This window comes from Vibrio sp. 811, from assembly GCF_033339195.1.
This window is the reverse complement of the sequence record NZ_JAWOUB010000013.1, coordinates 123,191-141,695: the sequence shown is the minus strand read 5'-3', so window position 1 is coordinate 141,695 and position 18,505 is coordinate 123,191. Positions and strand designations below refer to the sequence as shown.

Genomic DNA, 18,505 nt, shown 5'->3' with positions numbered 1-18,505 from the left:
CAATCTCAACTGTCCCTTGGTCACTCGGCACAGACGCCGAGTCAATACGTAATGTATCACCATCGATGTCAGTATCGCTTGGCAAGACATCAATCGTGACAGCGGTATCTTCTTGTGTTGTTGCCGTGTCATCTTTTGCCACTGGCGCATCGTTCACTGGCGTGACATCGACGTTCACCGTGGTGGACTCACTGACCCCACCCGACGTAACGATGTACGTGAAGCTGTCTGTACCATGGTAGTTGTCGTTCGGCGTGTAGGTCACGCTGCCGTCCGGGTTGACCGAGACCGTGCCGTTGGCTGGACCGTTATTGCTATCCAGCGACACCACTTTGTCGTCGCCTTCGAACGTGTCGTTATCTAAAACCTTAATGATGGTTGGCGTGTCTTCCACAACCGTCGCTTTATCTGCCACGATGTCCGCCACTGGCGCTACCGTGAAGTTCACCGTTTGGCTAACGCTTTCACCGCTTGGGTCGGTAGCCGTAAACGTCAACGCTTCTGAGCCGTTCCAGTCTGCGGTTGGAGTGAACGTAGCAATCCCATTGACGATCGCCACTTGAATGTTGCTGTTGCCAGAAACGCTGAAGCTCAGATCGCCATCCACGTTATCCACATCGCTGAAAGCGGTATTTAGATCGATGCTGTATGGCGTAAAGTCTTCCGCCAAGGCTTGGTCTGCAATGCTGCTTTCAACCACAGGCGCGTCGTTTACGGCATTTACGGTGACATTGACCGTCGCTTGGTCAGTCAGTGCACCATCGGTGATGGTGTAAGTGATTTCGGCGTCACCATGGAAGTTCTCAGCCGGTGTGAAGACCAGTTTGCCATCAATAATTTCGACTTTACCTTGGTCACTCGGCACAGACGCCGAGTCAATACGTAATGTATCACCATCGATGTCAGTATCGTTTGGCAGGACATCAATCGTTACAGCGGTATCTTCTTGTGTTGTTGCCGCGTCATCGTTTGCCACGGGCGCATCGTTCACTGGCGTCACATCGACGTTCACCGTGGTGAATTCCGATACCCCACCGGACGTAACGATGTAGGTAAAGCTGTCTGTACCGTGGTAGTTGTCGTTTGGCGTGTAAGTGACGCTGCCATCTGGGTTGACCGAGACCGTGCCGTTCGCTGGACCGTTATTGGTATCCAGCGACACCACTTTATCGTCGCCTTCAAACGTATCGTTATCTAAGACCTTGATGATGGTTGGCGTGTCTTCCATGACCGTTGCTTTATCTGCCACGATGTCCGCCACAGGCGCCACTGTGAAGTTCACCGTTTGGCTAACGCTCTCGCCGCTTGGATCGGTAGCCGTAAAGGTTAGGATTTCTGAGCCGTTCCAGTCAGCGGTTGGAGTGAACGTAGCAATGCCATTGACGATCGCCACTTGAATGTTGCTGTTGCCAGAGACACTGAAGCTCAGCTCGCCATCCACGTTATCCACATCACTGAAGGCGGTATTTAGATCGATGCTGTATGGCGTAAAGTCTTCCGCCAAGGTTTGGTCTGCAATGTTGCTCTCAACCACAGGCGTGTCGTTCACCGCATTCACGGTGACATTGACCGTCGCTTGGTCAGTCAGCGCACCATCGGTCACGGTGTAAGTGATTTCGGCGTCGCCATGGAAGTTCTCGGCCGGTGTGAACACCAGTTTGCCATCAACAATCTCAACTGTCCCTTGTGCTTCAGGTACAGACGCTGATTGGATAGACAGCGTATCACCATCAATATCGGTGTCGTTTGGCAGGACATCAATCGTTACAGCGGTATCTTCTTGTGTTGTTGCCGCGTCATCGTTTGCCACGGGCGCATCGTTCACTGGCGTCACATCGACGTTCACCGTGGTGGACTCCGATACCCCACCCGATGTAACGATGTAGGTGAAGCTGTCTGCCCCGTGGTAGTTGTCGTTTGGCGTGTAAGTGACGCTGCCATCAGGATTGACCGAGACCGTGCCGTTAGCTGGACCGTTATTTGTATCGATCGACACCACTTTGTCGTCGCCTTCGAACGTGTCGTTACCTAAAACCTTAATGATGGTCGGCGTGTCTTCCACAACCGTCGCTTTATCTGCCACGATGTCCGCCACAGGCGCTACTGTGAAGTTCACCGTTTGGCTAACGCTTTCACCGCTTGGATCAGTAGCCGTAAACGCTAGGGTTTCTGAGCCGTTCCAGTCCGCGGTTGGAGTGAACGTAGCAATACCATTGACGATCGCCACTTGAATGTTGCTATTACCAGAGACGCTAAACGTTAACTCACCATCCACATTATCCACATCGCTGAAAGCGGTATTTAGATCGATGCTGTATGGCGTAAAGTCTTCCGCCAAGGCTTGGTCTGCAATGCTGCTTTCAACCACAGGCGTGTCGTTCACCGCATTCACGGTGACGTTGACCGTCGCTTGGTCGGTCAGTGCACCATCGGTCACGGTGTAAGTAATTTCAGCATCGCCATGGAAGTTCTCAGCCGGTGTGAAGACCAGTTTGCCATCAACAATCTCGACTGTGCCTTGCGCTTCAGGTACGGACGCCGATTCAATCGACAGCGTATCGCCATCAATATCGGTATCGTTTGGCAGGACATCAATCGTTACTGAGCTATCTTCCTCTGTAATTGTTGTATCATTAGAGGCAATAGGCGCATCGTTAACTGAGTTTACTGTTACCGAAACTTGAGCTTCATCCTCTAACTCACCATCTGAGATGGTGTAGCTAATCGTTGCATTACCGTTGAAATTTTCAGCCGGAGTGAAAACAAGCTTACCATCGATAATCTCAACGATACCTTGCTCTTCTGGTACAGAAGCAGAGGTAATGATTAAATCATCACCTTCAATATCACTGTCGTTAGCGAGCACATCAATTACAACCTGGGAATCCTCGTCAGTTTGAATCGCATCATTAGTTGCTATTGGCGCGTCATTAACAGGCGTAATATCTAAGTTAGCAGTGCCATTAATAACACCGCCATCGTTATCAATAATGTCATAGGAGAATGACACTTCAGTGTCATCGTCAGCCTCTGGAATGTAAGTCCAAGATCCATCGCTGTTATCAATTAAGGTGCCATTCCCACTCTCAATAGTGACGTTTGTAATGACAAGAGTATCGGCATCATCAATATTGACGTTCGATAGTAATTCTTCAGTAGTTATCGTGATTGGATCGCTATCTTCCTCAACAGCGCTTAATGTCACTGGAGAATTAGTAAGTGGCTTACTTGAGCCATCCCCACTTGTCTCGATACCTGTTGTGAAGAAGTCATTTAAGGTCAACGCTTGAGTTTCAGATAAGCCGAGGGATTCTAAGCCAATAGTTTCAAAGTTTGTTGAGGCTAGCACTTCAGTACCATCTCGTACAATCGTGGCACTATTTTGCAAACTGGAGCCACTATTTTCACCCGCTGCAGGTGCGAGTTCTTCATCAATAGCAGAAGGGTCTTGACCTTGCTCAATAGCACTAATAATCTGTGCTACATCGTCTGAAATATCTTTTAAACCTTGCTCTTGAGCAAGCTGAATTTTCAGGTCTTGAGGCGCAGCATCTGTCATTGCCACTATCACTTCACCTGGTAGAGGCTGCTGTCCTTCTGCAAGGACTCTCAGCTGCCCATCCAAACCTATTACGACGACTTGATTACCGAGTGGCACTAATGCTGTACGATCCATATAAACCTTAACCCTAAATAACTGTCAAGTTTTTGACTAACAATACTAATTTGCTATATATTGCCCGAATATATAGTGCAATAACAGCAATTTGATGCTCAATAAAGTAATTATGTGTCATACATCAATAAGAATCCAGATGCATAAGTGTTTTATTTTATTAAAATCTGGACACACGTTCCTAGCTATTACCTTCATCTTTAATTTGAGATCTTAATTCAAGTTTCAGGCAGATTTAGTAGGTTGATTTATCAAAATTGAAACAAATGAACAGCGAATCAACAGGTTACTTCATCGCATATTAATGTTATTGTGCGCTAAATTATTGACGCCCTTATAAGTATTCCACTTATAAGCCCTATCACCTCGAGAATTTTTACTATTATCTAGGAGAATCACAGTGAAGTGGACTCGTGCCAACGCCTTTTGTATTGGTATGTTCACCGCTAGTCATGCTTTTGGGCAAACGCTAGAGCAAGCGGTTGAAAACACATTAAAAACCAATCCTGACATCAAAAGTGCGTTCAATGAATTCGTTAGCAAGCAGTATGTGAATGAAGCATCTGGTGGTGCTTACCTCCCATCCGTAGACTTAGATGCCGGTATCGGTTACGAAGGAATCAAACCTGCAGAGTCAGGGCGAGATTCAACCGATCTAACAAGAAAAGAAGCCACCGTGACACTAACCCAGCTAATATGGGATGGTTCAGCGACACTTAATGATATGGATCGAACAGCAGCTGATGCTGAATCGGTCCGTTATCAACTTCTAGCTGATGCCCAAGACACCGCTCTAGAGGTCGCGAAAGTTTATTTAGACTCAGTAAAAGCTTATGAAATTCTTACACTTTCCGAGAATAACTTGAAAGTGCATAAGAAGATCTATGAAGACATTAAAAAGCGAGTTAACTCAGGTATCGGTTCTACAGCAGACCTAACCCAGGTAGAGGCTCGTTTAGCAAAGGCTCATGGTAACTTGGTGGCAGCTCAGAACAACTTATATGACAGCCACACCACCTTTACACGCCTTGTCGGACAGTCACCACAAGGATTGATTTTCCCAAGAGCGGACCAAAACTTTATTCCCTACACCATCGATGAAGCGATTGACTTGGCATTCGAGTCACACCCAGTAATCAAAATCTCGGTAGCTGATGTGGACTCTGCAAAGTTCCAATACAAGCAATCTAAGGGAGCTTACTACCCAACGATATCGGTAGAAGCGGCTCAAACATGGCGTGATGATGCAAGCGGTATTGAAGGAAGCAGCGAAGAGACAACAGCGATGTTGCGCATGCGTTACAGCCTCTTTAACGGTGGTAGTGACGTAGCCAACGCTGAAAGTTTTGCCTACCAACTAAATAAAGCAAAAGACTTAAGAGAACGTGCATACCGCCAAGTCGAAGAAGGTCTTCGTCTATCTTGGAGTGCGTTAGATTTAACACTTCAACAAAAAGAGTTCCTAGCGGATCACGTAGATTCTGCCTCTGAAACTGTCATCGCCTACGAAAAGCAGTATCGCATTGGAAAACGCACTCTGCTGGACTTGTTAAATACTGAAAACGAACTTTTCGAAGCGAGAAAGAACTACTTGGATGCTCGATACTCAGAGCAGTACGCCAAGTACCGCGTTATGAACGCGACTGGCCAATTGTTAAATGCCTTGCGTGTCGATGTACCTACAGAATGGAATGAAAAGGTGGAGTACTGATCATGAAACCAGTGAAGATTCTATTTGCATTGGGTATGCTCGCCATCACTCAACACGTTGTTGCTGAAGACGAATATGAGTATCGTCCTGTACCAAATGCAGAACAAATAGCAGATTTGCAAGATGACGATAACGATGGTGTCATCAATGCTCGAGATATGTGCCCAGGTACACCTGAAGGCTCAGAGGTCGACAACGACGGTTGTGGAGAATACATTAAAGCATCAGATAACATGCAAGTGCGGATACTTTTTGCTAACGACTCTGATGAGATCAATCCAGTCTTCAGAAGACAAGTCCGAGAGCTTTCCGACTTTTTAAAAGAGTACCCTACTACTTCGATAGAGCTGCACGGCTATGCTAGTAAAGTTGGTGGTTCAAAGCATAACCAAGATCTTTCTGAAAGACGAGCACGCAATGTCCGTGAAGCCCTACTAAGCTACGACATCGAACCGAGTAGAGTCCGCATTGTTGGTTTTGGTGACACTCACTTAGCACAGCAAGGGACCGATGAAGTCAGCCATGCTTTAAATCGTCGAGTAACCGCATCAGTCGTTGGTTACAAAGGCGAGATAAAAAGAGAGTGGACAATATTCACAACTCTTCCAGAAAGGTAAAGTACCTGTTTTTGTTTGCTCTGCAAGCACAAAGCAAACAAAAACGAGTGAATACTTAACCTCAGAAAAGGAGCTTCGGCTCCTTTATTTTTACTCATTTCGACAACCGTATTATGCTTTAGGAATCGGCACTTTAGTGTTACTCTAGCCACGTCATAACAACGAGAGTTTTGAAATGAGCAAACTTACATCAGATATCCAAGCGAACCTTGACCTTTTTGTTGCAGAAACGAAAGAAAACCAATTGGTTTGGGGTTTACGCAATGAAGAAGGTTGGCTATCTTGCGATTCAACTGAATTCGAAAACAGCGAAGTCATGCCTTTCTGGTCTTCTAAAGAAGATGCAGAAGCACATAATGTTGAAGAATGGGCAGATTTTACTGTACTAGAAATCCCATTAGATATCTTTGTTGAAGATTGGCTTTTGACTCTTGCTGAAGATGGTGTTCTTGTTGGAACTAACTGGAACGATCAGTTAGAAGGCAAAGAAATGGAGCCTCAAGATCTAGCAAAGCTTTACATTGATTAAAGATTTCTGACCTCAACTTTATGTTGAGGTCTTTCTTTTTATGCCTCTTCTTTCAATATCTCGACCAAGTGCATAGTTTCACTACTCTTTTTCTTAGTACACCCAACTTAATCACAACGCTGATGCGTTAAAAGCGCTATGATAACTCAACTTTAAAGGCACCTTAAATTAAAGGCTCGTTTAAACATGCGCGTGCTCTATCCCTTGCTTGCGTCACTTTTGCTCACTCCAGTATATGCAAGCGACACTCAAGATATTGAACCAAACCAAAATATCACACAGTGGCACTCTGTCTACCAAACCACACTACGAAGCAACCCTGAGTCGGCATTGAGCATGCTTCAAGATCGCTACCATACAGCGAAATCGGACAGCGAAAAGCTCTACGTAAGTGGATTGATTTATGAATATATGTCAAACATAAATCAGCCTTACTACGGCAGCAGTCAAGTCTTAGACAACCATTTTTCTCAATTAGAATCAGAATATATTCTTGCCTTAAATGAACGTAAGCATGGTAGTTACGAGGCCTCAGTAGATAGCTTTTCTTCTTTGCGACAGACAATGAAGAAAATATCCGATTCCGAAGGCAAGGCTCTGATGAACTATCAACTTTGTTATACGCTGAATCAACAAGGTCGTTATCACAAAGCAAACTTTTATTGCTCATCCATAGAGAGCCACTTAAATCATAAGCATCAAGAAAACTTCCCTGTTGATCTTGCTTTGCGCGTGGTAGCAAATAACTACAATTACCGTGGTGACTATGAAAAAGCCTTAAGTTTGTATCGACAGTTGATGGCCAACATGTCGACGCAAAGCGATCCTTCAGGGATTTACAATGACGTCGGCAATTTACTTGCAGAGCTGGGGCAATTTGAACAATCAGAGCAATATCTCATTCAAGCCTTACTGGTTCGCCAAGATGAAGGGACACCTCTTGAAGTTGCGCAAGTCGAACATAGTCTAGGAGCGATGTACAGAAAATCCAAAGAACTCGATAAGTCCATCAGCCACTACAAAAATGCATTAACGATTCTCGAACAACTTCATTACCCATACGGGCAAGGGTTGACCTATTTAGGGTTATCTGCTGCTTTGGCCGATTCTGGGCAATTGGATACCGCGGTAGATTACATTGGAAGAGCATTAAACATTGCCCAAACTTATGAGAATACGCACCTTGAAACAGAGGGTCATTTGGCTGCTGGATTGGCATATTCAAAGAACCATACACCCGAAAAATCGATTGAACACGGTACAATTGCGTTAAGATTAGCGGTAAAAAACGCTAGGCCCTTATTGCAAGCGCAAGCCCAATTACTCCTCTCAAAAGCATACCAAGCTCAAAATGATTACAAAAAGGCGCTGGAGCATCACAAGGCCTACTCGACGATTGAACTAACGAACCGAGACGCGAGTAATATCAAGGCGTTAGAGGCACTAGATCTCACTAAAAAAGAGTATGAATATGATCTACAAGTCGCGCAGTTGAACAACGAAACTCTTCTAAGTCAGTACCAGTTTGAAAAACTCACAGACCAACAACGCACTTATAATTTTGTTGTTTTCTGTTTATTGATTCTCCTCGCTCTGGCATTGATGGTTCAGCGACAAACACGCTTAAAAGCCAAAATAGACAGCTTAACGTGTGCATTAAACAGAGCGGCAATTATAGAGACGATTAAAAGCCACACCTCCAAAGCGGAAGGAGACTTCCGCTACGTTCTAGCATTAATCGATCTAGATGACTTTAAGGCGATTAATGATCAGTATGGTCATCCGACTGGCGACTTAGTACTACAACAGGTATGCAAAGCGCTTAAAGCTAAACTTAATAAGGGAGAGTACTTGGGTCGTTTAGGTGGAGAAGAGTTTATCTTGCTATTGAAAAACGTCGATGAGATTGACGTTCCCTTTAGAATACAAAGTCTGCATAAAACAATTTCAGAAAAGAGTGTACATTCGCTTAATAACCATCAATTGAATATATCTGCGAGTCTGGCCTATCTATCAACCTCAATGCCACTCACCAACTTTGATGAGCTCTATTCGATATTAGACCAAGCGTTATACAATGCTAAGAAGCAAGGAAAAAACTCCCTTGTGGATGCATACAACGAGCCGATCAGTTTAAGTGCTGAGTATATTCTCTAATAAAACCAAACCACCAGCGTAGTGGTTTGTTATAGGTGGAAGCATCAGTAAGCCATTCAGATGCAACACCATCATCAAGGAGTCTTTGTGCCCAAGGCAAGAAAAAACATTCAGTCTCTAGAGCGAGGTTTTCTAATCCTCGAGTTGCTCTCGATGAGTGAGTCTCCCCTATCATTACAGACGATCAGTAATGCGATCCAGTTAAATAAGACGACTGTTCACGGGTTACTTGCGACTCTACACTCTCTTGGATATGTATCCAAACACAACCATAGCTACAGCCTAGGGTTTAGATGCTATGAACTGTCTAAGCCGATTGAACAAAAAAACGAAGCTATCCGACAACATTTTGTTCCATTGCTGAAAAAAATGGCCCAAATGACTAACAACACTGCTTACCTCGCTGTACAAAGTGGCGCTAAAGAGTACTTGTATATCGATGCTATAGAGCAGGATAACCCTCTTACTATCCGTAGCCCGAGAGGGAAACGAGAAGGACTCACAACATCTGCGATCGGCAAGGTTTTTCTTAGTTTTGATGATGAGCTTCGCCGAACATTGCGCCTTGAAAGCCAAATATCCCCCACGTTAGAAACTGAACTTAATCAGGTTGTATTATCAGGTTACGCACTCGATTTAGAAGAGGCAGAGCCAAACCTCAATTGCTTAGCGATCCCCCTTTACTTGGATGGTAAGGTCGTTGCTGTTGCAGGTGTCAGCGGTGCTGCCTCCGAACTGACGGTCACTAGGCTAAAACACTTTGCCAGCATCTTTCTCAAACTTTAAGATTTGACAATGTCGAATCCTAGGCCATTTTTATACTGTTTTGATTACATGCTTATACGTCGCCTCTAATATGGTCGTTGTTCAACTCAACAACGTAGGAGAAGCGATGTCTACTGTATTAATCACTGGCGCTAACCGTGGCTTAGGCTTGCAATTTGTCCGCCACTACCTTGGAAAAGGTTGGCAAGTTATCGCAACTTGTCGTTCACCAGAAAATGCTAAGCAGCTCAATGAACTAGTAACCCAATCTAATCAACTTCAACTGATGGCTCTAGACGTCACTAACCAACAAGATATCGATCAGTTAGCCACTCGATTAGCGGATCGTCCGCTCGATTATTTAATTCTGAATGCAGGTGTATTAGGCGAAGAGTGTGCAACGCTTGGCGAAATGACCCAGAAAAAATGGCTAGAAGTACTAAACATAAATACCGTCGCACCTGCCCTGCTAATTCAAGCCCTACAAGACAACGTTGCGAAAAGTCAGCACAAAACCATCGTGGGAATCTCAACCCGAGTTGCGAGTTTAAGCGATAACAGTTCAGGTAACATGTACAGTTATCGAGCATCTAAAGCAGCGCTTAATCAGGTTCTAGTATCAGCAGCACGCAATCTCGAATCGCAAGGAGTAAAAACTGTCGCAGTTCATCCCGGCTGGGTAAAAACCGATATGGGCGGTGAGGACGCAACCTTTTCTGCCGAGGAAAGTGTTGCAGGCATTGTTTCGGTCGCAGAACAGCTAACACTTGAGCAATCCGGAAGCTTCCGCGTATTTGATGGCTCTACAATCGAATGGTAACTGTTCTCTAAATGACGTCTCCCGGCCAAATTGAAGGCCGGGAGAATACAGTAAACTAATAGGCCAAAAAGATAAAAGCTCGCACTATCGTCAGACAAGCGAGCCGTTATCGTCTATGGTGTTGTACTACCGTCAAACGCTGAGGAAGTCAGCGATTGCAGAGGTGTCATTTAGGCAATGATTTCCTGTGAAACTCACTCAATCATCCCACTCAGGCGCTAGCCCTTCAGGGTTTACTTCGCGGCCATTTCTTTCCAACGCATCTATCTTTGCAATCGCCTCTTCACTCAGATTAAGTTCAAGTGCTTTCAGGTTACTTGCTAAATTCTCTCGTTTAGTTGAAGACGGGATCACCGCGTAACCTTTTGACAAAGCCCAAGCAAGCGCGACTTGAGCTGGCGTGGCCTGATAGTCCTCAGCAATACCTGCAATAGTTGGGTCCCCAAGTACTTTCCCATATGCCAAGGTCATGTAAGACGTTACCTGAATATCGTTTTCCTGCATGAAGCTGACCAACTTACGATTTTGCAAATAAGGGCTAAGCTCGATTTGGTTAGTAACAATATTCTCTTTACCGACCACTTCTATCGCTTGTTGCAACAAGTCAATATTAAAGTTGGATACGCCAATATTACGGGTTAACCCTTGCGATTTAGCTTCAAGTAATGAAGCCATGTATTCGTTCAAGTTATTGTTATTGCCAGGCCAGTGGATCAAGGTCAAATCCACATAATCTGTATTTAGCTTTTCTAAGCTCTCTTTTAGACTTGGAATGAGTTGTTCCGTGTTCATGTTATCAACCCAGATCTTGGTCGTAATGAATAGCTCATCACGTGCAATACCGGACTGTGTCAATACTTCACCGATTTCTGCCTCATTACCGTAAATCTGTGCAGTATCAATTACGCGGTAACCCACTTCTAACGCATTACGGACTGAATCCTTAACTACTTCACCCTCTAAACGAAACGTGCCGACGCCAAATGATGGTACTTTCATCTAAATCTCCTGAATTATCGATTTTATAGTTGATTCGAAGCAAAACTTTACGCCGCAAGAAACTTTCCGTAAAGTTAACAATACTCAAATCTAATTTGAAATATATTCAACAATGAAAGCTACTCTAGATGAAATGCGCACCTTTATGGCCGTGGTCGATACGGGTTCAATCAGCTCTGCGGCTGAACTGTTATCGATGACCGTCTCGGCGGTGAGTCGATCGGTATCTCGGCTAGAAGCCAAACTCGAAACGACTTTGTTAAATCGCACAACCCGTAAGTTAGATGTTACTAACGAAGGAACGATATATCTCGATAAAGTCAGACATATTGTAGAAGCAGTAGAGAATGCCGAAGCACAACTGAAAAGCCAGAAATATAAGCCCTCTGGCCTCCTACGAATAAACGCAGCTACCCCCTTCTTACTGCACGTACTAACGCCGCACATTGCTAAATATCAGAGCTTGTATCCGGAAGTCGAAATCGATCTCAATTCCAATGAGGAAAATATTAGCCTTTTGGGAACAAAAACCGATATTGCTTTTCGTATCGGTGAGCTACAAAACTCAACCATGCGCGCGATATTTCTTGGTAAAAGTCGGATTCGAATAGTCGCGAGTCCAGAGTATTTAAGACAACATGGTACTCCAACCTCAATAGATCAGTTACTCAATCACAAGCTACTTGGATTCAACAAGCCGGAGTATCTTAAGGAATGGCCGATCATGGATGATAAGAACAAACTTCTGCGTATTATGAGTAGCCTAAGATCTGATAATGGCGAGACGCTAAGATGTTTAGCCTTACATGGTGCGGGGATAGCTTGCCTGTCTGACTTTATGACCTACTCTGACCGACAAGCTGGTCGCTTAGTGGGCGTGCTTAGTGAACACACGCATAATGTCGAACAGCCCGTTCATGCGGTGTATTACAAAAATGCCAGTACCTCACGCCGGATCAGCTCTTTTATTGACTTCATCAAGCAAGAAATCAAGGTAGAGAACCACCAGTTCCTTTAAAGACCACCGCTGTTTGTGGCAAAACACTTTTGTCTTTTTGCCGCTTTTTCTCACAACAAAAATCTCATAGTGTCCTGAATATCAGGGAGGCACCTTGCCTCCTAGTACTCACAGTAATAGTCAGGCTTCATAATGCATAAAGATTTAAGTAACAGATTCACCATCGGGGTTGAGCTCCCCCTAGATAATGACTGGACCCAAGAAGGCCAGAAAAAACGCCTGCTCCAACGAAAACCGTTCGGCGTACCAGACATGAGTGTACATAAACAGCGTATTATGTTAGCCGATAAGTTAGGCTTTAACGTAGCGTGGGTGAGAGATGTCCCGTTGTACGACCCTAACTTTGGAGACGCGGCACAAATTTATGAACCGTTCAGTTATCTTGGCTATCTCTCTGCGTGCACCGACAACATTCTACTAGGGACAGCAGCGATAGTATTACCGTTAAGACAACCTTGGCTAGTGAAAAAAGCCGCTGCGACCATCAACGAGTTAAGTGGTGACCGCCTGATACTCGGTGTGGCTAGTGGAGACCGTCCTAGTGAATATCCCGTTTTTAACGCCAACTTTGACAGCCGTGGCTCAGCTTTTCGAGAAAGTGTAGAGATTTTGAAAGATACGCAAAATGATAAGCTGGGTAACGATCTACAGTTATTACCCGAGTTTGCTGATATTCCTATCTATGTCGCAGGGTTAGCGCAGCAAAGTCCACAATGGATAGGAGAAAACCTAGACGGCTGGCTCGCCTACCCAGGCACACCTGATGATCATGAACACCGCGTTGCACTTTGGCGCTCCGTAGCGGGAAACAAACCCTACGCCAGCTTTATTCATCTTGATTTAGTCGATAACCCAAATGCACCAGTCGTTCGGCATCATTTTGGTATCCAGGCCGGAGTCAATGGCTTGAGCGATGAGCTAGAAAAAATGCAAGAAGCAGGAGTCAATCACATCGGGTTGCATTTCCGTCGTAATAGCCAACCAATTGATAAATCAATGGAACAGATCGCTCAGTACGTGTTGCCACGCTTTAACTAAGAGCAAATAAAAATATGTGCCACCTTACTAAGGGGTGGCACGCTAGGCTTGGCAGTTGGAAAAACAAAAGCTGCAATAACGACAAAACTCTTTTGTTAAAACAACAATAATAGTGTTATTTTAAAGTAAGTCTTGGTTGAATAAAGTCGATGAACGCGGAAATACGCTTAGAGACTGAAGAAGATTTGTAGAACACAGCATTGACCTGTTCTCGTCCAGTATTTGTGATTTTTTCCGATTCAAACAATGCCACTAACCGTCCAGAATCAAGATCATCTTTCACCATAAAGCCAGATAAACATGCAATGCCGTTCCCTGCCAGCACTAACTGTCTAACCGTTTCACCACTGCTGGATAGGATATCAGGCTCTATCATCTCAAACCCTCGTAATGGCCACTGATTTAACACTTTAGCGCCAGAAAAACCGATCAAGTTATGACTGCGCAAATCGCTCACCGCTTCAGGGAAACCTCGTTTAGATAAATAACCAGGCGTGGCAACGATAAATAGTGGGCTTGTTCCTAAAGGTTTAGCATGCAGTGTTGAATCCGATAATCGTCCAATACGTATCGCCACATCGGTTCTTTTTTCCAATAGATCCACAAAACCCTCATTAGAGGTAAGATCGAGTTGAATATCAGGATAAGCCTCTTTAAATGGCTGAATTAACGGCACGAGTTGATGTAAAACAAATGGGCTAGCGGCATCAACTCTTAAGCGCCCCTTGGGTAATTCACCTCGTGTAATGATCTCTTCTTCAGCTTGCTGTATTTGTAGTAAACCTAAGCGAACCGCTTCAACAAACTGATGCCCTTCCTCAGTAACTTCGACTCTGCGCGTCGTGCGATTCAGCAACGTTACCCCCAACTGTGATTCAACTTTACTAACCGCACGAGATACCCTAGCGACTTGAATACCTAGTGCATCAGCAGCGGAAGAAAATCCGCCACTATCCACAACTGCCATCAGAATCTCTAATTCATCTGATCGGGTTAACATTTCACCCCCTTTCTTAACTGCGCATTTCCATCATTTATAGCAAAAGTATTTTGTAATAAACACCATTTTTCGCAACGAATAACTCTTTAATAATACACGACATGGAAACGGGCTATTCGTTTATCCATTCATATTCAATGATTATAAGAGAGAGTTGTTATGCCTTTAGCTTTACTTGCATTGACGCTGAGCGCCTTTGCTATTGGAACCACGGAGTTTGTAATTGTCGGTCTGATACCGACTATGGCCTCCGACCTCAACGTATCATTACCTTCAGCGGGTCTTTTAGTTAGCCTGTACGCACTTGGTGTTGCGGTTGGTGCTCCCGTTTTAACAGCGCTGACTGGTAACTGGAAAAGAAAGTACGTTCTGCTTTCTGTTATGGCACTGTTTGTTCTTGGCAATCTGTTAGCCTGGCAAGCACCTGGATACAACACACTAGTTACAGCAAGGATACTGACCGGGCTTGCACACGGTGTGTTCTTTTCGATCGGCTCGACTATCGCCACTGGCCTAGTGTCAAAAGAAAAAGCCGCTAGCGCAATTGCTATTATGTTTACCGGTCTCACCGTAGCTCTAGTGACGGGCGTGCCACTTGGCACCTGGATTGGCCAGACATTTGGTTGGCAGGCAACCTTCCTAATCGTCGCGATCCTTGGAATCATCGCACTGATAGGAAGCGCTCTGCTAGTGCCGAGTAATCTGAAACAACCACCAGCAACCAAGCTGTCATCGCAAGTAAAAGTCTTGACTCAACCTCGTCTACTTTTGGTGTACGCAATCACCGCGCTCGGTTACGGTGGTACGTTCACAGCCTTCACTTACTTGGCTCCTATTTTGGAAGAAGTTTCGGGGTTTGGCTCTAGCGCTATCAGCCTAATTATGTTGGTTTATGGTGTATCAGTCGCATTCGGCAACATCTGGGGCGGAAAGATGGCCGACTCTATGGGGCCAATCAAAGCTCTGACAGCGATTTTCTCGGGCCTAATTGTGGTATTGCTCGTGTTTAGTGTCACAGCATTTAATCCAATTTCTGCAGTAGTGACCATTCTTGTCTGGGGTGCCTTTGCCTTTGGTAACGTTCCAGGACTTCAAGTTTATGTTGTCAAACTAGCAGAGAAATATTCACCTGATGCAGTCGACGTCGCTTCCGGTCTCAACATTGCTGCATTTAACGTAGGTATTGCACTGGGTTCTTGGGGCGGTGGCCTTATCGTGGCCAATGCTGGGCTGATGCACACACCTTGGATTGGCGCGATCGTAGTATTAGGTGCTCTACTACTAACCCGTTTCAGCGGAATGCTAGACAAGCGTGGAGAGCAGCACGCAACGGCACACTGATTCACGTTCCGAATCTATAAAAATCACTTAAATTAGCCCGGCATTACGTCGGGCTTTCAATACAGAGTTTAAATACACCATTGACTGAGGTAGAAAGTTTATTCTACCCTTGGGTAAAACAAACGTTCTACCTGGTATGTCAAATAGTGAAAGAAAAAATCGCAGCAAGCCTAGAAAAAGCATTTAGTCAGTATGGCTTCGCCGAGCCGAGCGTACCCCAACTCAAAAACGCCTGCGAAGTCAGCCTGAGAACCCTGTACAAATACTACCCCTCCAAGGAAGCGATGATTGTTGCAGCTCTCGAGCATCGCCATCAAAGGTATTTGAGTTTTTTGCTCGAAGACGCCCCTGCCAATGGAACACCGGCTGTATTACACCTATTCACTCGCCTCGAGGATTGGATGAAGGAGTTTGCACCGAATGGCTGCATGTCCATCAATGCATTAGCAGCCTATCCAGAAAATCTATCGATTAATCAAGCAGTAAAACAACACAAATTGGCGGTCCGTCAGCTTATGGGCCAACTAAGTCAGCGAGAAGACCTCGCAACCACACTCTTCTTGTTACATGAAGGTCTATCCAACGCATGGCCGGTTCTCGGTCACGCTGCCTTTGCATCCGCTGAACACACTCTGCTAGAACTAATGAAGGAGAACAATCAATGACCACAATCCCGAAAGTCATGAAAGGCGTCCAACTTATCGGTCATGGTGGGCCAGATATGCTTCGTTACCGCGATGATCTACCTGTGCCAGTCCCCTCGCCTGATGATGTATTGATCCAAGTTGCCGCCGCCGGAGTCAATAACACCGACATCAATACCCGAACAGCATGGTATTCTAAAAACGACGCCAATAGCATGGATGCAAGTTGGTCAGGAGACGCGCTATCTCTCCCTCGAATCCAAGGTGCCGATGTATGCGGTACCATCGTCGCTGTTGGTGAGAATATCTGCCCATCACGAGTCGGCCAGCGCGTGCTCATCGAACCATGTATTACGCGCTTCAACAGTCAAGCACTTAGCTCGCCTTGGTACTTCGGTTCAGAATGTGATGGTGGCTTCGCTCAGTTCACTGTTGTTGACAGTAAACATGCATATGCAGTGAAGAGTAGTTTATCGGATATCGACTTGGCCTCCTTCCCTTGTTCTTATTCAACTGCCGAGAACATGCTTGTCCGCTCTAATGTCACAGCGAGCGATACCGTACTGATTTCAGGGGCATCCGGCGGTGTTGGCTCTGCCGCAATCCAACTGGCGAAGGCGCGTGGAGCATACGTCATTGCTATCGCCAGCCCAGAAAAGAAAGAACAGATCACGGCATTAGGAGCAAACCAAGTTATCCCTCGCGATGCAAATTTGCCGGCGACTCTCGGAGAAAACAGCGTTGACGTAGTGATTGATCTGGTCGCAGGAGAGCAGTGGCCACAATTTCTTCAGGTACTAAAACCAGGATCAAGATACGCTGTTTCCGGCGCCATAGGCGGCCCAATTGTCGAGCTGGATGTAAGAACTCTTTACCTTAAAGACCTAGCGTTATTTGGTTGTACCGTTTTGGCACCAGAAGTATTCGGTAACTTGGTTCGCTATATCGAACAGAACGCAATTCGTCCCTTAGTCGCGGAGTCATTTCCCTTAAACCAGATAGGTCAAGCGCAAGAAGTATTTTCACGCAAACAACATACTGGGAAACTGGTTTTGGAAATCACATAGCTTTTCGATTAACAGCGGCCTATATAAGTCGTTGTAATTTTAGAATACTTTAAGCGCTCGACAAAATGTTAAGTAATTAGGAGAACGCTACGGTTGGCTTAGCTTGTGACCCCTTTTCATCACGCTAAGCCAGCTTGTAAAAATATGTGGTGTTTGCTTCTGAGTTATAAATGTTTAATACCAACAGTATCTTACTTCTGGCGTTCATGAACAGAACCGAGATCTGAACGACTTCGGTGTTAAACCTACGATCCTATTAAATATTTTCCTGAACGCGCTCACATCTTGGTAACCCACTCTAAATGATATTGCGTCAAATGTTAGGGTTGTCGACTCAAGTAAATCACAAGCTTTTTGTACTCTTAAGCTTTGTATATATTGGTTAACATTGAAACCTGTCACCTTTTTAAAGCGTCGCTGCAATGTCCTTTCTGTTAAACAACTCAACTCTGCAAGCTCTTTATTGCTCAGTTTTCCTTGATAATGATCGTTTATATAGTGCTGTAGTTGAACAATTACCTCATCACCATGTTGGAAGTTTGGGGTAAACTGTTGATAAAAGCGTTGCTCTCTCGGACCAGTATCAATAACCAACATTTTTCCTAACAGGCGCATTACTGCCGGTGACGCAAATAAGGAAACCAACTCCAAACCTAAATCCACCCATGACATCATACCCCCAGCCGTAATGATCGTTCCTTCGTTAATAAGGATGGCTTCTTGTCTTACGTGGATATCGGGAAACTGACTCGCTAATGAAGGAGCCAAGCCCCAGTGTGTCGTACAAGACTTATTGGTCAACAACTGGGTTTGAGCAAGAATAAAAGTACCAGCGCAGGCGGAGGCTAAAATCGCACCTTTACTATATTGGACTTTTAACCAGTCGAGTAGCTCTGGCTCTGGTTCTAAGTAATATTGACCAGTGCCGCTAGGCGGAATCATTACCGCTGTTTTCACATCGAAGTGCGTGTTTGACCAGTGATCCAATATCTCTACTTCAAAGTGTACATCAACGCCCAATTTAGCCGCCGCACGGTTTGCCATCTCGAAGAGTTCGCTTAAACCATATACGGAGGCTTGCGAGCTATCTGGGTAATTAACGAGTGCTATTTTCATTTTCAAT

15 protein-coding genes are annotated in these 18,505 nt (G+C 45.0%); 11 read left to right on the top strand and 4 right to left on the bottom strand.

What is annotated here, in order from left to right:
• Positions 1-3,676: tandem-95 repeat protein (locus tag R7Q46_RS18035; protein ID WP_318077670.1), on the bottom strand; the 3,676-nt coding region annotated here is incomplete at its 3' end.
• A gap of 400 nt (positions 3,677-4,076) precedes the next feature.
• Here R7Q46_RS18035 and R7Q46_RS18030 point away from each other — a divergent pair.
• The 6 genes from R7Q46_RS18030 (at position 4,077) to R7Q46_RS18005 (ending at position 10,275) form a co-directional block, all read left to right on the top strand.
• Entirely contained in the window at positions 4,077-5,387 is a 1,311-nt protein-coding gene (locus tag R7Q46_RS18030; RefSeq protein ID WP_005389010.1) for a TolC family outer membrane protein, read from the top strand.
• A 2-nt stretch (positions 5,388-5,389) separates the two neighbouring features.
• Complete coding sequence (locus R7Q46_RS18025; protein WP_005377354.1) at positions 5,390-6,004, top strand: OmpA family protein; 615 nt, start codon at positions 5,390-5,392, stop codon at positions 6,002-6,004.
• Positions 6,005-6,179: 175 nt separating this feature from the next.
• A complete protein-coding gene (locus tag R7Q46_RS18020) occupies positions 6,180-6,533 on the top strand; it encodes a DUF2750 domain-containing protein (RefSeq protein ID WP_005377352.1) in 354 nt (117 codons plus the stop codon).
• Positions 6,534-6,719: 186 nt separating this feature from the next.
• Entirely contained in the window at positions 6,720-8,690 is a 1,971-nt protein-coding gene (locus tag R7Q46_RS18015) for a diguanylate cyclase (RefSeq protein ID WP_262647574.1), read from the top strand.
• 87 nt (positions 8,691-8,777) lie between these two features.
• Complete coding sequence (locus tag R7Q46_RS18010) at positions 8,778-9,476, top strand: IclR family transcriptional regulator (protein ID WP_017635969.1); 699 nt, start codon at positions 8,778-8,780, stop codon at positions 9,474-9,476.
• A 106-nt stretch (positions 9,477-9,582) separates the two neighbouring features.
• Positions 9,583-10,275, top strand: coding sequence for an SDR family oxidoreductase (locus R7Q46_RS18005; RefSeq protein WP_213894461.1), 693 nt, complete (start codon positions 9,583-9,585; stop codon positions 10,273-10,275).
• 198 nt (positions 10,276-10,473) lie between these two features.
• Here R7Q46_RS18005 and dkgB read toward each other — a convergent pair whose 3' ends face one another.
• Positions 10,474-11,274, bottom strand: a complete 801-nt coding sequence (dkgB, locus tag R7Q46_RS18000; RefSeq protein ID WP_053304418.1) for a 2,5-didehydrogluconate reductase DkgB — start codon at positions 11,272-11,274, stop codon at positions 10,474-10,476.
• Positions 11,275-11,386: 112 nt separating this feature from the next.
• Here dkgB and R7Q46_RS17995 point away from each other — a divergent pair, with 112 nt between their 5' ends.
• Complete coding sequence (locus R7Q46_RS17995) at positions 11,387-12,292, top strand: LysR family transcriptional regulator (RefSeq protein WP_005377343.1); 906 nt, start codon at positions 11,387-11,389, stop codon at positions 12,290-12,292.
• Positions 12,293-12,424: 132 nt separating this feature from the next.
• On the top strand, positions 12,425-13,330 hold the full coding sequence (locus R7Q46_RS17990; RefSeq protein WP_170890255.1) for a TIGR03571 family LLM class oxidoreductase: 906 nt from the start codon (positions 12,425-12,427) through the stop codon (positions 13,328-13,330).
• Positions 13,331-13,445: 115 nt separating this feature from the next.
• Here R7Q46_RS17990 and R7Q46_RS17985 read toward each other — a convergent pair whose 3' ends face one another.
• The gene (locus R7Q46_RS17985; RefSeq protein WP_005377338.1) at positions 13,446-14,330 is read right to left on the bottom strand and encodes a LysR family transcriptional regulator; all 885 of its coding nucleotides are present in this window, start codon (positions 14,328-14,330) and stop codon (positions 13,446-13,448) included.
• A 159-nt stretch (positions 14,331-14,489) separates the two neighbouring features.
• On the opposite strand from R7Q46_RS17985, the gene R7Q46_RS17980 reads away from it, so the two are divergent.
• The 3 genes from R7Q46_RS17980 to R7Q46_RS17970 all read left to right on the top strand — a co-directional run bounded on the left by R7Q46_RS17980 (position 14,490) and on the right by R7Q46_RS17970 (position 17,382).
• Positions 14,490-15,671, top strand: coding sequence for an MFS transporter (locus tag R7Q46_RS17980; protein WP_017635963.1), 1,182 nt, complete (start codon positions 14,490-14,492; stop codon positions 15,669-15,671).
• A gap of 143 nt (positions 15,672-15,814) precedes the next feature.
• A complete protein-coding gene (locus tag R7Q46_RS17975; RefSeq protein WP_064376743.1) occupies positions 15,815-16,336 on the top strand; it encodes a TetR/AcrR family transcriptional regulator in 522 nt (173 codons plus the stop codon).
• Entirely contained in the window at positions 16,333-17,382 is a 1,050-nt protein-coding gene (locus R7Q46_RS17970) for an alcohol dehydrogenase family protein (protein ID WP_213877677.1), read from the top strand. Before R7Q46_RS17975 ends, R7Q46_RS17970 begins: the two co-directional genes overlap by 4 nt.
• A 204-nt stretch (positions 17,383-17,586) precedes the next feature.
• Here the strand turns inward: R7Q46_RS17970 and R7Q46_RS17965 are convergent, their stop codons facing one another.
• Complete coding sequence (locus R7Q46_RS17965; RefSeq protein WP_170890258.1) at positions 17,587-18,498, bottom strand: GlxA family transcriptional regulator; 912 nt, start codon at positions 18,496-18,498, stop codon at positions 17,587-17,589.
• Positions 18,499-18,505 lie beyond the last annotated feature (7 nt).

Coding starts and splice junctions, on each gene's coding strand:
- R7Q46_RS18025 (WP_005377354.1), top strand. CDS start 5,390: ATGAAACCAGTGAAGATTCTATTTGCATTGGGTATGCTCGCCATCACT.
- dkgB (WP_053304418.1), bottom strand. CDS start 11,274: ATGAAAGTACCATCATTTGGCGTCGGCACGTTTCGTTTAGAGGGTGAA.
- R7Q46_RS17995 (WP_005377343.1), top strand. CDS start 11,387: ATGAAAGCTACTCTAGATGAAATGCGCACCTTTATGGCCGTGGTCGAT.
- R7Q46_RS18020 (WP_005377352.1), top strand. CDS start 6,180: ATGAGCAAACTTACATCAGATATCCAAGCGAACCTTGACCTTTTTGTT.
- R7Q46_RS17990 (WP_170890255.1), top strand. CDS start 12,425: ATGCATAAAGATTTAAGTAACAGATTCACCATCGGGGTTGAGCTCCCC.
- R7Q46_RS18015 (WP_262647574.1), top strand. CDS start 6,720: ATGCGCGTGCTCTATCCCTTGCTTGCGTCACTTTTGCTCACTCCAGTA.
- R7Q46_RS17980 (WP_017635963.1), top strand. CDS start 14,490: ATGCCTTTAGCTTTACTTGCATTGACGCTGAGCGCCTTTGCTATTGGA.
- R7Q46_RS18005 (WP_213894461.1), top strand. CDS start 9,583: ATGTCTACTGTATTAATCACTGGCGCTAACCGTGGCTTAGGCTTGCAA.
- R7Q46_RS17965 (WP_170890258.1), bottom strand. CDS start 18,498: ATGAAAATAGCACTCGTTAATTACCCAGATAGCTCGCAAGCCTCCGTA.
- R7Q46_RS17970 (WP_213877677.1), top strand. CDS start 16,333: ATGACCACAATCCCGAAAGTCATGAAAGGCGTCCAACTTATCGGTCAT.
- R7Q46_RS17985 (WP_005377338.1), bottom strand. CDS start 14,330: ATGTTAACCCGATCAGATGAATTAGAGATTCTGATGGCAGTTGTGGAT.